Source organism: Rhodococcus sp. 06-470-2, assembly GCF_002258235.1.
Taxonomy (GTDB): Bacteria; Actinomycetota; Actinomycetes; order Mycobacteriales; family Mycobacteriaceae; genus Rhodococcoides.
Genome location: NZ_NOYB01000030.1, coordinates 1 through 14,184, shown reverse-complemented (window position 1 = coordinate 14,184; position 14,184 = coordinate 1). Strand labels below are relative to the sequence as shown.

The 14,184-nt window shown below is 65.3% G+C and carries 14 protein-coding genes and 1 riboswitch; of the genes, 6 read left to right on the top strand and 8 right to left on the bottom strand.

The features are described from left to right. Positions 1-32 precede the first annotated feature (32 nt). The 3 genes from CH276_RS14490 to CH276_RS14480 form a co-directional block, all read right to left on the bottom strand. Positions 33-1,463 (bottom strand): DUF4153 domain-containing protein, encoded by a 1,431-nt coding sequence (locus tag CH276_RS14490; RefSeq protein WP_094630128.1) that lies wholly within the window; start codon positions 1,461-1,463, stop codon positions 33-35. 88 nt (positions 1,464-1,551) lie between these two features. Next, positions 1,552-2,526: a HAMP domain-containing sensor histidine kinase gene (locus CH276_RS14485; RefSeq protein WP_094630127.1), complete on the bottom strand. Its 975-nt coding sequence runs from the start codon at positions 2,524-2,526 to the stop codon at positions 1,552-1,554. Then, entirely contained in the window at positions 2,523-3,197 is a 675-nt protein-coding gene (locus tag CH276_RS14480; RefSeq protein WP_045195854.1) for a response regulator transcription factor, read from the bottom strand. The genes CH276_RS14485 and CH276_RS14480 overlap by 4 nt, the downstream gene beginning before the upstream one ends. 172 nt (positions 3,198-3,369) lie before the next feature. Between CH276_RS14480 and CH276_RS14475 the strand changes: the two genes are divergently transcribed. Continuing rightward, positions 3,370-4,413: an ABC transporter substrate-binding protein gene (locus CH276_RS14475; RefSeq protein ID WP_094630126.1), complete on the top strand. Its 1,044-nt coding sequence runs from the start codon at positions 3,370-3,372 to the stop codon at positions 4,411-4,413. Between the two features lie 12 nt (positions 4,414-4,425). Here the strand turns inward: CH276_RS14475 and CH276_RS14470 are convergent, their stop codons facing one another. Next, positions 4,426-5,565, bottom strand: a complete 1,140-nt coding sequence (locus CH276_RS14470) for an MFS transporter (RefSeq protein WP_032398222.1) — start codon at positions 5,563-5,565, stop codon at positions 4,426-4,428. Positions 5,566-5,899: 334 nt separating this feature from the next. Further along, positions 5,900-6,022: riboswitch (SAM riboswitch) on the top strand. A gap of 172 nt (positions 6,023-6,194) precedes the next feature. Between CH276_RS14470 and CH276_RS14465 the strand changes: the two genes are divergently transcribed. Continuing rightward, a complete protein-coding gene (locus CH276_RS14465) occupies positions 6,195-7,544 on the top strand; it encodes a bifunctional o-acetylhomoserine/o-acetylserine sulfhydrylase (RefSeq protein ID WP_082073732.1) in 1,350 nt (449 codons plus the stop codon). Then, a complete protein-coding gene (gene metX / locus CH276_RS14460; RefSeq protein ID WP_373453515.1) occupies positions 7,538-8,686 on the top strand; it encodes a homoserine O-acetyltransferase MetX in 1,149 nt (382 codons plus the stop codon). Before CH276_RS14465 ends, metX begins: the two co-directional genes overlap by 7 nt. Positions 8,687-8,701: 15 nt before the next feature. Here the strand turns inward: metX and CH276_RS14455 are convergent, their stop codons facing one another. The 3 genes from CH276_RS14455 to CH276_RS14445 are packed head-to-tail and all read right to left on the bottom strand — an operon-like array spanning position 8,702 to position 10,553. Continuing rightward, on the bottom strand, positions 8,702-9,019 hold the full coding sequence (locus tag CH276_RS14455) for a DUF3017 domain-containing protein (RefSeq protein WP_045195859.1): 318 nt from the start codon (positions 9,017-9,019) through the stop codon (positions 8,702-8,704). An 11-nt stretch (positions 9,020-9,030) separates the two neighbouring features. After that, positions 9,031-9,888, bottom strand: coding sequence for a bifunctional methylenetetrahydrofolate dehydrogenase/methenyltetrahydrofolate cyclohydrolase (locus CH276_RS14450; RefSeq protein WP_032397475.1), 858 nt, complete (start codon positions 9,886-9,888; stop codon positions 9,031-9,033). Between the two features lie 56 nt (positions 9,889-9,944). After that, positions 9,945-10,553 carry a pentapeptide repeat-containing protein gene (locus CH276_RS14445; protein ID WP_094630125.1) on the bottom strand — a complete coding sequence of 203 codons (609 nt, stop codon included), beginning with the start codon at positions 10,551-10,553 and terminating at the stop codon, positions 9,945-9,947. A 33-nt stretch (positions 10,554-10,586) separates the two neighbouring features. Between CH276_RS14445 and CH276_RS14440 the strand changes: the two genes are divergently transcribed. Next, a complete protein-coding gene (locus CH276_RS14440) occupies positions 10,587-11,051 on the top strand; it encodes a tRNA (cytidine(34)-2'-O)-methyltransferase (protein WP_176459254.1) in 465 nt (154 codons plus the stop codon). Positions 11,052-11,169: 118 nt separating this feature from the next. Here the strand turns inward: CH276_RS14440 and CH276_RS28215 are convergent, their stop codons facing one another. Continuing rightward, positions 11,170-11,433 (bottom strand): hypothetical protein, encoded by a 264-nt coding sequence (locus CH276_RS28215; RefSeq protein ID WP_141214721.1) that lies wholly within the window; start codon positions 11,431-11,433, stop codon positions 11,170-11,172. 176 nt (positions 11,434-11,609) lie between these two features. Between CH276_RS28215 and CH276_RS14435 the strand changes: the two genes are divergently transcribed. After that, a complete protein-coding gene (locus tag CH276_RS14435) occupies positions 11,610-12,164 on the top strand; it encodes a DUF6764 family protein (protein ID WP_176459253.1) in 555 nt (184 codons plus the stop codon). A 265-nt stretch (positions 12,165-12,429) separates the two neighbouring features. Beyond that, the coding region (locus CH276_RS14430; RefSeq protein ID WP_094630124.1) for a DUF222 domain-containing protein at positions 12,430-14,184 on the top strand (1,755 nt) is incomplete at its 3' end.

The window sequence follows — 14,184 nt, the reverse complement described above, 5'->3', positions numbered from 1 at the left end:
TCCCTGATGTGTCACTGAACCCGAGTCGTTGCTCAGGGTACAGATACCGAGGGGTCCGTGCACAGGTGCCAGGTGTCGCCGACGATGACCGGACCGCGGGCCCGTACACACGGACGCACGTACTTCGGCAGTCGGTCGAGCTCCGCGTCGGCGTCGGCCGACAACCCACCCACGTAGGACGTATCGATGCGTCCGGTCTGCTCGAATCGATCGACGTTGTGCCGGGCGATGTACGCATCCGGGTTCAGGGCGGCCAGCGCGAGCACGGTCAGAACTGCTCCGACGCCCACGGCTCTTGGTAGCCAGCGCCCCGACATCCGCACGCCCGATACCAGAACCAGTACGAACACCGATCCCAGCCACCACTCGACAGCCGTGACGAACAACCTGAGCGTCGTGTAGCCGTACTGCTGCTCGTACAACGACATTCGATGCAGGGCCGACGCAACGATCACCGACGACAGCAGGCACAGCGCTCCGAGCAACGCCCGCAGTGCGATGCGATCTCCCCGGTCTTCTCGTCGAGCCTTCGCGACCGTCACAGCGATGACGAGCAGTGTCAGTACCGTGACCGCGAGCAATTGCCAGAAGCCCTGTCGGGCGTATTCGGCATTGGTCAGACCCTCGGTGGTGAGGACGTGTCCCTGCCCGCCGAACAACGCCGGCACCTGAAACCCCACGAACACGGCGAACAGGGCCACCACCGCCCCGAGCGGAACCATCCACTCCCACAACTGCACTGTTCGACGCGGCGACGGTGCGAGCCGATCGAACCGAGGCGGATGCAGCGCGACGTAGGTGACGGCGAGCGCACCTGCTGCGGTGAGAACGAAAACGACAATGCGCCCGACGACGGACGCGGCATCGAACTCGGGTGTCACCGCACTCAGCGCATCCGCAAAACGCTTGTCGGCCGCACCGAACAACGCCGCGAACACGACGAGCAGCGCGATCGTGACAACCGAGACCATGCCTATCCGCACCGGCCGTGGCCCTTCCAGATCGATCGAACCGGCTCCGCGTCGGGTCCACCGAGCCACGCGCACCGGCAGAAAGGCCGGCACCAGAGCGCCGAGTGCGATTCCCGTCCATGTCCAGGCACGAGAGAGGACCACCACCGCGACCACGATGGCGAGCGTCGTCGACATCGTCACGATCCACTCGGCCTCGCGCAGTACCGACACGCTCGCCAATGCCAGCACTCCTGCCACCCCCGCCCATTCCCACCGCGTGAGCCTGCCGCTGCGCGCTGCGAGCACGACGGCCACGAAGGCAAGGGCAGTGATCAGCACACCGAATGTGTTGTTCACCAGCGTCACCGAACCGATCAGCCCGGCGACAGCGGCCCCGATCAGCGCCGCACGGGGAGCCTGCGCATACCGCAGCACCGGCCAGGTGCGAGGCCCCCAAAAAGAGTGACCGTGCTTCGCTGTCGGATGAACCGGAGTGTCGATCGTTGTCATGGCGCTTCCTTCTTCTGTGTTTCGGGCATGGAAGGTCGGCGGCTGCGGTCCGGGGAGGTGCAGTCGCGGTTCGGATGGATCGAGCAAGTCAGTGTTCGGGGATGGCCACTCTGATGTGGCAGCCGAATTCGCTGTCGAGAACTTCGATGGTTCCGCCGTGCAGTTCGGTGGCCCAGCGGGCGATGCCGAGGCCAAGACCTGTTCCGCCGTCGGTGGATCCGCCGCGGGTGAATCGGTCGAACACCGCATGGCGATCGGCGAGCGCGATGCCTGGACCCTGGTCGACGACGTCGAATGCATACGCTTCGCCGATCCGATGGGCCCGTACCGTCACGGTGCTCGACTGGGGGGAATGCCGCACGGCGTTGTCGACGAGGTTGGTGATCACCTGTGTCATGCGAGATCGGTCGGCCACCACAGTCGAACCACCGGGCGAGACGACGATCGACACTCGTTCTCGGTGAACGGCTGTCGCATCCTCGAGGAATTGCCGAACCGCGAACTCCTCCGGGGCAATGGTGAGCACGCCGCCCTCCACCCGCGACAGGTCGAGCAGTTCGCTGACCAGATCTCCGAGTCTCTCGGTTTGGCGCAGCGCCACCGCCAGCGTCGCGGGATTCGGCTCGGTCACCCCGTCGACCATGTTCTCGAGCACGGCACGCAGCGCAGCGATGGGCGTCTTCAACTCGTGCGAGACATTGCCGATGAGTTCGCGGCGGTACTTCTCGGCTGCTTCCAGATCACTCGACATGGTGTTGAACGCCGTGGCCAACTCCCCCACCTCGTCCCTGGATGTCGCCCGCACTCGCGTCGAATAGTCGCCTCGCGCCATCGCTTTGGCGGCCGAAGTCATCTCGCGCAGTGGTGACGTCATCCCGTGGGCGACGAATTGGGTTGCGGCCAAGGACACGACGAGCGCGGCGAGGAGGGTGTAGCGAAACTGCCAACCCGCCCCGATCCAGAAGACGACGCTCGCGAGAACCAACACTGTGCCCACGACGAGCGAGACCTTGAGCTTGAACGACCGCAACGGATCCAACGGTCGCGGCAGCATTCGCGTCATCGCGGAGACTCCACGGCGTAGCCCACGCCGTGCACGGTGCGAATGAGATCTCCACCGAGTTTGCGCCGCAACGCTTTGACGTGAGAATCGACCGTCCTGCTACTGGCCGAATCGTCCCAGCCCCACAGTTCCGACAGCAGGGTTTCACGCGAGACGGCGGTGCGCGGCCGCGCGGCCAGATAGGCGAGGATGTCGAATTCCGTTCTGGTCAAATGGATGTCGCCGGAGGGATCGGTAACCCGCCGTTCCCGGTGGTCGATCTGCACGTCACCGATTCGAACTGCCTGTGGTTCGACGGCCACCGCACGCTCGGCACGCCGAACCAGGGCGTGTACGCGAGCGACCAGCTCGCGCATACTGAACGGCTTGCCCAGGTAGTCGTCCGCGCCGACGCCCAGGCCGACGAGCATGTCCGTCTCGTCGGACTTGGCCGTCAACATCAACACCGGCACCGGGCGGGACGCCTGAATCCGGCGACACACTTCGAGCCCGTCGAACCCGGGCAGCATCAGATCGAGCACCACCACGTCGGGATCGATCCGGGCGCACGCGTCGACGGCGGACGGGCCGTCGGCGGCCGTGACGACCTCGTACCCTTCGCCGCGCAGCCGGGCGGCAACGGCCTCGGAGATCGTGGGCTCGTCGTCGACGACGAGAACTGTGCGGCTCATGAGAATCGACCCTAGAGGGCGCACGTGGAGGAGCCCGTCGGGAAATGTGGAGGTTCGGTGAAGGTTCGAGCAGCTCGTTTGCCGTCGCGGGGCCAGGCGGACTCGGTGGCGCGCTGAAATTAGGGTCGCCTACCCTTCCCGGTGTTAGCCAACCCTTACGAAAGGCGTCTCGATGCTCATCCGACCTCTTCACCGAACCTGGGCGGTGTGCGCGATTGCGCTGACCACCGCGGGAATGCTGACTGCGTGCTCGAGTTCCGCCGACGAGGCACCGCCGACGGCCGGTGGCGCGTCCGTTTCGGCGGCGTTCCCGGTGACGATCGAGCACGCGTTCGGTGAGACCGTCGTCCCGGACGAGCCCACTCGCGTCGTGGTGGCCGGGTACACCGAGCAGGACACGGTCCTGGCACTCGGCGTGATACCCGTCGGGGTCACCGAGTGGTACGGCAACCAGCCGTACGCCACCTGGCCGTGGGCCCAGGCAGCGTTGGGCGACGCACAGCCCGAGGTGCTCTCGAACGACGACGGATTCGAGACGGAGAAGATCGCCGCACTCGAGCCCGATCTGATCATCGCCACCAACGCAGGTCTCACGGCGGAGAGCTACAGCACGCTCAGCGACATCGCGCCGACGCTCGCACAGTCCGACGCATCGACTGCCTACTTCGAACCCTGGGACATCCAGGCCGAGAAGATCGGCCGTGCACTCGGAAAGAAGTCCGAGATCGACGCATTGATCGAGGGCGTGAACCAGAAGTTCGTCGACGCTGCGGCCGCCCACCCCGAATTTGCCGGCAAGAAGGCGATCTTCCTCCAGAACGCGTTCTACGAGGGCAAGGCGATCGCGTACCAGGACGGGTTGAGCACGGACTTCCTGACGAAACTGGGCTTCGTCATCCCGGATGACATCGACGCGTACGTGCCTGCCGACGGCAGTGCGCAGGCGAGCATCCCGCTGGAGAACCTGTCGGTTCTGAACGCGGCCGACGTGTTGATCTGGGGAACCGAGGAGCCCGGCGACCGCGCACAGTTGGAGAAGGAAGCGGTGTACAACGCACTCGAGCCGGTGAAGGACGGCAACCTCGTGTTCACCGACGGTGTGACGGCAGGAGCGATCTACTTCACCAGCGTGCTCAGCCTGCCGTACGTGATCGACAAGCTCACCCCGGCACTGACCGAAGCTCTCGGGGGAACTGCCGCGACCATCACCGGCTGATTCGGCGCGACTCTACGCAGCCGAACGCTTGTCCATCCACATGGCGGTGGCGAGAACACCGAGACCGGCCACCGCCAGGCCCGAGCCGACAGCGGCGGGTGCCGTGTAGCCGAATCCGGCGGCGATCACGGCACCACCGACTGCCGCTCCGATGGCGTTGGCCAGGTTGAACGCGGCATGGTTGAGCGATGCGGCGAGCGTCTGGGCGTCCTCGGCCACGTCCATCAACCTCGTCTGCAGACCGGGTACCACCGAGGAGCCGGACGCACCGATGAGGAACACCAGCAGTAGCGCGGTGATCGGGTTGTGTGCGGCCACGACGAACACCGCAAGGAACACGGCAGTGGCGGCCAGGCCGACGAAGGTGCCCTTGAGCTGGTAACGGTCGGCGAGCCATCCGCCCGCGTAGTTTCCGGCGACCATTCCCAGGCCGTAGATCATCAGGGCGACCGGGACGAGTGCGCGGGCCAGCCCGGCGACATCGGTCAGCGTCGACGCGATGTAGGTGTACACCGCGAACATGCCGCCGAATCCGACGATGCCCACGAACAGGGTCATCCACACCTGGCTGCGGCGCAGTGCGCCGAGCTCCGTGATGGGGCTGGTGGTCGGCATCGCGTCGAGTCGCGGCATCCAGAGAACGAGCGCGGCGACGGTGAGGGCACCGATGACGGCCACGAGAGTGAACGCACTGCGCCATCCCAGCGCCTGCCCGATCCAGGTCGCCACCGGTACGCCGACGACGTTGGCGACCGAGAGTCCCATCATCACCATCGCCACGGCCTTGGCTCGTTTGCCGGGTTCGGCGAGGTGGGCAGCGACCAGGGCCGCAACACCGAAGTACGCACCGTGCGGCAGACCCGCAACGAATCGCGAGGCCACCAGCTCGTCGAAGCTCGGCGCGAACACGGTGCCGAGGTTTCCGAGGGTGAAGGCCACCATCAGCGCCAACAGCAACATCCGGCGCGGAACGCGGGCAGCCAGGGCTGCGATGGTCGGGGCACCGACGACCACACCGAGCGCGTACGCGGAGATCATGTGGCCGGCCGAGGGCTCGGAGATCCCCATCGTCGTCGCGATGTCCGGCAACAGACCCATCGACGCGAACTCCGTGGTGCCGATTCCGAAGCCGCCGATGGACAGAGCCAGCATCGCGAGCTTGCGGCGGGTGGAGTGCGGTCGGTGACTGACACTCAGGCCACTCGACACCTTGCCGCGCGCAGCGCTGACTCGGGCAAGAGCGGAATCGGTGACAGTCACAGCAATACAACCTTCGTGTGGAGATCGGGGGCAGAGGAAGCGTCCTGGAGTCGAGCCTGTGAAAGAAGGCCGACCGAAGCAGGAACGTAGCTCCGGTCAATTGTCTTCCCGAAGGTGTCCCGTTTTCGCGTCTACGAGCGGTGATAGTCCTCACCCGAGCATCTGCTCGAGTTCCGGCCGAGCCCTTGTTCCGGTGATGTGCCGTCACCCGCTAGGATATTCGCCAGGTCATGAGTGCCAGCATCGAGCCCCGGCTTGCTGGCCGGCAACCCTCCAACCGCGGTGGGGTGCCCCGGGTGAACGACCAGGCCGATCCGGTATGCGAGTGCCGTATCGACAAGCGCGGGTCCGCAGGAAGCGGACCCACTGAACCTTCGGCCCCCAGGGTCCGAAGCCTGTCAGGAGGTTCTCTCATGTGTTGCTGTACCGATACGCCCCGTAGCGCTCGACTTCTCGAGCTTCATTCGACATTCGAATCGTCTTAGACGGACTCGTCCAAAGAAAACGGAGTATCACCAGCCATGACCGATTCCACACCGGACGTCGTCGACGCCACCGGGGCCCCCACCGAGGATCCGTTCACCGATCCTGCCGCCGACTGGAGCTTCGAGACCAAGCAGATCCACTCGGGCCAGACTCCGGACGGCACCACCAAGGCTCGTGCGTTGCCGATCTACCAGACCACCTCGTACACGTTCGACAACACCGATCACGCAGCTGCCCTGTTCGGCCTGGCAGAACCCGGCAACATCTACACCCGCATCATCAACCCGACGCAGGATGTCGTCGAGCAGCGCATCGCCGCCCTCGAAGGTGGAGTCGCGGCGTTGTTGCTCGCATCGGGTCAAGCCGCCGAGACGTTCGCGATCCTCAATCTCGCGGAGGCAGGCGACCACATCGTGTCGAGCCCGCGGCTCTACGGCGGCACGTACAACCTGTTCCACTACACGCTCCCCAAGCTGGGCATCACCGTCTCGTTCGTCGACGATCCCGACGATCTCGAGCAGTGGCGTGCCGCGATCACTCCGTCGACCAAGGCGTTCTACGGCGAGTCGATCTCGAACCCGAAGAACGACATTCTCGACATCCCGGGGATCTCGGCCGTGGCCCACGAGAACGGCATCCCGCTGATCGTGGACAACACGGTGGCGACGCCGTACCTGCTGCAGCCGTTGAAGCACGGGGCCGACATCGTGGTGCACTCCGCGACGAAGTATCTCGGCGGCCACGGAACGGCGATCGCGGGCGTCATCGTGGACGGCGGGACGTTCGATTGGACGCAGGGCCGTCATCCCAACTTCACCACCGCGGATCCGAGCTACCACGGCGTCGTGTTCGCCGATCTCGGTGCGCCCGCATTCGCGCTGAAGGCACGCGTTCAACTGTTGCGCGACATCGGTGCTGCGGTCTCGCCGTTCAACGCCTTCCTCATCAGCCAGGGTCTGGAAACGTTGAGCCTTCGGATCGAGCGGCACGTGGCGAACGCACAGAAGGTTGCCGCCTTCCTCGCCGGTCGCGACGACGTCGTCTCGATCAACTACGCCGGACTCGAATCCTCGCCGTGGTACCAGCGCGGGCAGGAGTTGTTGCCGAAGGGGCAGGGCGCGATCATCGCGTTCGAGCTGAAGGGAGGCGTTGACGCGGGCAAGAAGTTCGTCAACGCACTCACTCTCCACAGCCACGTCGCTAACATCGGAGACGTGCGTTCACTCGTCATCCATCCCGCTTCCACCACCCATTCCCAGCTGACTCCGGAAGAGCAGCTGGCGTCGGGTGTCACTCCCGGCCTGGTGCGTCTCGCCGTGGGCATCGAGGGAATCGACGACATCATCGCCGACCTCGAGGTCGGATTCAGCGCGGCGGCATCTTGAGCCACAGCTGCGACACAGGCGTTCGTCCGGAGGCGGTACTTCCGTCTCCGGACGGGCGGTTGGGAACCATCGACATCGGTGGTCTCGATCTCGAGAACGGCGCTCGAATCCCCCAGGTCACCGTCGCGGTGCAACGCTGGGGCGAACTCGCCACCGACCGCAGCAACGTCGTGCTCGTCGAGCACGCCCTGACCGGGGACTCGCATGTATCCGGTCCGCCGGATGCCGATCACGCTCTGCCCGGTTGGTGGAACGGAATGGTCGGTCCCGGCTGCCCCATCGACACCGACGAGTGGTGCGTCGTGGCGACGAACGTGCTCGGCGGCTGCGGCGGGACCACGGGCCCGAGCAGCATTTCTCCCGACGGCATGCCGTACGGATCTCGCTTCCCGGACATCTCCATCCGTGATCAGGTCGCTGCCGAGGCGGCCGTGGCCGACGTGCTGGGAATCGAGCGGTTCGCCGCCGTCGTCGGCGGCTCGATGGGCGGGATGCGCACTCTCGAATGGATCGTGGGCCATCCCGACCGAGTGGCGGCCGCCTTGGTCCTGGCAGTCGGCGCCAGGGCAACTGCCGACCAGATCGGTACCCAGACGACACAGATCGCCGCGATCAAGGCCGATCCAGGATGGCTCGGCGGCAACTACCACGACACCGGCACCTCGCCGACCGCCGGACTCGGCATCGCGCGACGCATCGCGCACCTGACGTACCGGACCGAGAGCGAACTCGACAACAGGTTCGGGAACACACCGCAGAACGACGAAGACCCGTGGGCCGGCGGCAGATACTCCGCACAGAGCTACCTGGAGCATCAGGCTGCCAAACTCGTCAACCGGTTCGACGCGGCGACGTACGTACTGCTCAGTGAGGCAATGAACCGTCACGATGTGGGCCGTGGCCGCGGCGGAGTGGCCGAAGCTCTTGCGTCCACGCCGGTTCCGACGATCGTCGGCGGAGTCGACTCCGATCGCCTGTATCCGCTTCGGCTGCAGAAGGAGATCGCTCGCGAACTCCCGCAGTGCCGCGGACTCGAAGTGATCCAGTCTCGCGACGGACACGACGGCTTCCTCACCGAGGCCGATTCGGTGGCGAAGCTGCTCGCCGAGACGATGGAGCTGGCCCGCCTCGGACGGCGCTGACACCGCCGGACAAGGTCAGTCGGTCCCCAGCGGATCGATCGACAGCGACAGAAAAACGATCGCTCCGCCGACGCAGCCCAGCGCCAGCACATCGAACACACGACTGCGCACTTGCAGTGTGCCGACTCGTGTTTCGGGCAGGCACAGCCGCAGGACAGCCGCCAGCAGTGCGGCGCATCCGAAGATGAATGCGCCGCGCCGCCAGCGATCGGCCAGCACCAGAATCAGCGCGGCGAGGACGACGACCGAGACTGCGACGATCGGTAGATTGCGCGTGACTGCAGCGCGAAATCCCGTGTCGAGCTCCCGCCGCGCATCCTCTGGATGGTTCACGTCCGGTTCGCTCAGCTCTCGGCAGCGACGCGCTCGGCGCGTTCGACGACATTGGTGAGCAGGAAGGCCCGCGTCAGCGGGCCGACACCTCCGGGGTTGGGCGACAGGAATCCGGCCACCTCTGCGACATCGCCTGCGACGTCGCCGCGCAGTCCGTCCTCGGTGCGGGTGACCCCGACGTCGAGCACCGCAGCACCCGCCTTGACCATGTCCGCAGTGATCAATCCGGGCACTCCGGCAGCAGCGATGACGATGTCCGCGCGTGAGACCTCGGCGGCCAGATCACGAGTTCCTGTGTGGCACAACGTCACTGTTGCGTTCTCGGAACGCCTCGTGAGCAACAGGCCGATGGGTCGCCCCACCGTCACTCCGCGGCCGATGACCACCGCGTGCGCACCGTCGAGAGCAACGTCGTAGCGGCGCAGCAGGTGCACGATCCCGCGAGGTGTACACGGCAGTGCGGCATCCTTGCCCAGTACCAGCCGTCCGAGATTGATCGGGTGCAGACCGTCGGCGTCCTTGTCCGGATCGATTCGCTCGAGCGCAGCGTTCTCGTCGAGATGCTTCGGCAAGGGCAGCTGGACGATGTAGCCGGTGCATTCGGGGTTGGCATTGAGTTCGTCGATGACGGCTTCGAGATCTGCCTGGGTGATGTCCGCGGGCAGATCGCGACGAATCGAGGTTATGCCGACCTTGGCGCAGTCGTTGTGCTTGCCCCGGACGTACGCGGCCGAACCCGGATCATCGCCCACCAGCACGGTCGCCAGACCTGGGGTGATGCCCTTCTCACGCAGCGTTGCCACGCGGGCGGTGAGATCGACGAATATCTCGTCACGGGTCGCTTTGCCATCGAGAATCGTTGCAGTCACCCGGTCATTGTTCCAGGTTCGGCGTCAGCAGCGGCGCACCGGTCCGATCACCACCGTCAACCCTCGACGACGAGCCCATGAGCTGCCGCATAGGCCACCGCCTGCATCAGTTCGATCTTCGCGTTGCGCACGCTCGCGCTCACCCACAGAGATGCGTCGGCGACGGCTCCACGAAGATCCGCCTCGTCGAACTTCGCATCGATTGCCCTGGCACCCGAGAAATCGACCGAGCGCACGGTTGCCTTCCGGAAGTCTGCGAACACGAGGTTCGCTTCCCGCATCCGGCACCCCGTCAGATCGAGGCCGCGAAGGTCCGCGTTGCCCAGCGATGCGAGGGTGAAGTCGACTTCGTCGTAGGTCGCTGGACGCATGCGACTGTCGACGAACACGGAGCCCATCATGGTCGAATGGCGAAAAGTGCTGTGCTGCAGATTGGTCCGAGTGAAAGTGCACGATCGAAATGCAGAGTTCGTATGAACCGATTCGGTCAGGTCGGTACCGGTGAAGTCGCATTCGGTGAACACCACCGAGTCGGTTCGGACGCCGCTCATGTCCGCGTCGCGAAAGGTACATCGAACGAACTGCCTGCCGGTCCACTCCTGCCCGTCGAGCCGCGTGTCGGAAAAATCCTCACCGATCGTCTGTTCGTCGTCCACCTGCCCCATACTTCCCGGGCTCGTGATGGCAGAGTGAACCGGGTGTTTCGACTCATGTTCTTCGAGCCCCGCATTCCACAGAACACCGGCAACGCAATACGCCTGGTCGCCGGGACCGGCTGCGAACTGCATCTGGTGGGCCCGCTCGGCTTCGACATGTCCGAGCCGAAACTCAAGCGGGCAGGCTTGGATTACCACGATCTGGCCTCGGTGACGGTGCACGCGGACCTGCCCTCGGCCTGGTCGGCGCTCGCACCGACTCGCGTGTTCGCCTACACCGCGCACGCTTCCCGGTCCTACGCGGACGTCGCGTACGAACCCGGCGACGTCCTCCTGTTCGGACCGGAACCCACAGGATTGCCCGACGACGTCCTGGACGACCCACACGTGACCGATCGACTCCGTATTCCGATGATTCCGGGCCGCCGATCGTTGAATCTGGCGAACGCGGCAGCAGTGACGATGTACGAAGCATGGCGGCAACACGGGTACGAAGGCAGCGTCTGACGGGTTTGCGTTCGAGCGCGCGCTGACCGGGACGGCCGGCGACGCCCTACTCGCGGCCGACCGACCGTGTTGCCGACCCGGATGCGGTTGTCGGGATGCCGGTGCACGACCTGCACCACTACGTAGAACTCTCCGACGGAGGCGAACGGCTGCCTTCGGTATCGGCGGTGAAACTCATTGTGAGCGTCGACAAATCGTCGGCGACAATCGGCAGCTGTCCGGTAACGATTTTCTTTCGTTCGCCCGGCACCCAGGATTGCTGCCGCTCGGAGCCCCCAGCCACCTCTGGCACGAGCAAGAGATCTGTTCGATGCACTGAAATATCAAGAGATGGAACATAATTCGCCGCATCGGACACCGAGCACGATGGCGACTTGAACATGGCTCGGACGGTCCCAACCGCGGCAGCCGGGGTGCGCGAAACCGGACTTCTACGGCGATCCGTCACCGGATGCCTGCGGCACCGTTACACAAACTGCGCCTGCTTGCTGCCATGGACTGGCGGGGCGGGGTACCGTGTGCCGCACCGGCCCGTTTCGCTCGTGAAGGAGCTTTCTTTTGTTCTCTGTTTCCCTGCCCCGTTTCTCGTCCGCCAACTCCTCCTCCGCGCGCACATCCAGTCGGTTCTCCAGTCGAATTGCCCGCACCGCAGCAATATTCGCCATGGGCTCGGGATTGACGGTCGCCGCCCTGTCGGGCACGGCCACTGCGTCGGCAGCCCCCGTCAACTGCGTGTCTCCGCCTTCGGCCAACGACATCCAGGTCGACGACACCGCGAGCTGCGGAGCGACCTCGAACGGCACCGGACGGGCCACCGCAGGTGCTGCCGACAGTGGCACCGCAGTCAGCGTCAACGACGGCCCCGGCGCGACGACCACGTACGCCAACGGATACGGCGTCGCCCTCGGAGCGAGCAAGAATGCGGGCACTGCCTACGCACTGGCACTCGGTGGCGGAATCGCGCACTCGTGGGCCGATGCCGGGCAGACAACCCTCGCAGTCGCCGGGTGGGGATCCGGCGCTACCTCGGAGGCTCAGGGCGTCGATTGTGTGGGACCCCTGTCTCTGGCACTGAACCTCACGAGCGGCCAGTTCTGCGTCCTCGGTAGCTGATTGCCCGGTTCCACAACAGATATTCAGTCGAACGGAGCCGATTACCCCGACACGAACTCGTCGAGGTAATCGGCTCCGCCGACATATACGGTGTGGCCGGACTTCTCGATCGGCGTGACGACAGCCCGTACACCGGCCGATCACCGCCTTCGGGCATACAAGTCGGCACTCCCCAACCGCCCTTCCGTTTCTTGTCGGTGGCCCGGGTTAGTCTTCTTTCAGTTCGAACGCACGTTCTGAAATGCTGCTCGCCGGGGGGTGAAAGATGGGTGCACTGCCAGCTGTGTCACTGGAGGCGTTGACCGCTGCCGCGCGTGCGGAGAATCGGCAGGCGGCCCGCAAGATCACCGCCTGTTACGAGGTTCATCGGAGCTGGATCACCCACGACATCAAGTACAAGCACTACAGCCGATACGGGCGCACCGAAATGGCAGTCGCGTTGGGGTGCTCGGCGACGGTCGCCGAATCGTATATCTCGGTCGGCGTCGCCCTGCACACCCGACTCCCACTGCTGCGGAAAGCATTCGAGACCGGTGAGGTCGACCTTCCGCGGGTGCGCACGGTGTGCCGGATCCTCGACAATCTCTCCGACGACATCGTCACCTCCGTCGAAGCCGAGGTCGTCGAAGCAGCCCACCGGTTGTCGCCGGGTCCGCTCGAGAAGGAGATCTGGGACATCCTGCTGCGGGTCGCCCCGGAAGAAGCAGCAGCACTACGCGAGTTCGCGAAGAGGTTCCGGACCGTCACCTACACCCCGGCCGGGGAACTGGCGCGAATCCGGGCGGAGTTGACCGCCCCGGAAGCTGCCGCTGCGTGGCAGTTGCTCGAGGAGATGGCCGACACCTTGTGCCCGAAAGACCCGCGCGGGAAGAAGGAACGCCTGTGCGATGCGTTCATGGCCCGCATGCACGGCGAACCCCGACTGGCGTGCCTGTGCCGACGGGAGGACTGCCCGAAAGCGGATGCGGTGTTGCCCGATCGGCGGGTGCCGTTGACGATGGTCACCGTCGACATCGCCACCCTGATCGGGTTGCTTGCGAACCCGGCGTATCTGGCCGGGCACGGTTCCATCGATCCTGACCTCGCTCGGGAGTTGGCGCGCAGCAGTCAGTGGCAGATCCTGCTCACCGACGCAGTCACCCTCGCCGAGAAACTCGGACTGGCCGTGCAGAACCCGGAAACGGGGGAATGGGAACGAACACCGAAAAAGCAGACGCAGGAACAGGACCCAGGGTCGGGAGCGACAGCGGACACGGATACGGCAACAACGAAAACGGAGCCCGACTCCAGATCAGCAACGAGGTCGACCTCCGCATCAGTATCAGCGCCGAACAGGGTTACGCAGACAAACGCAACCGAGACCCACAGCTACCCCGACACCGAGTGCGCATCGGGCACTGAGACCGAGGCCGAGTCCTGCGCAGCAACGGGCACCGATACCGATACGAGGACAACTCCGAAAACGGGACCGGCGAACGAATTGTCCACCGCAGCATCGCCCACGCCCGCGCCCTCGCCGACCAGCGCGACCGCAACGAGCACGACCGCCTCGCCTTCTACTACCGACGCGACAGCAACCGCATCAGCACCACCGACAGCGGCGGGATCTGCGTCCGACCCGGGAACAGATCCCGACCGTGACTCAGATCCAGCAGCCGTGCATGCAGCATCGGCACGAGGTGCGGTCGGCACATCGAGTTCGACACCCGTCCCGACCGGAGAACCACCTCGAACACCGGATCCGGCACCTGCACCGACACCGATGCCGCCCAGCACTGCACCCGATCGAACCCGAACTCCTTCTGCTTCGGATCGACCCGAGCAACCCAGGACAGTCCCGCCGGTGCCGGGACCACCACCGCCGGCGACCAACAACGCAGCGACCGGGGCAGGCGCAGACAGGCAACGACGCACGCAATCACTGACCTCCGCCGCAGCGCTGTTCTGTACCCACACTCCCGTCGGCAGGGGCACACGGCACAGCTCTGCCCTCGACCTGCCCTTCGCAATCCGGCCCAAC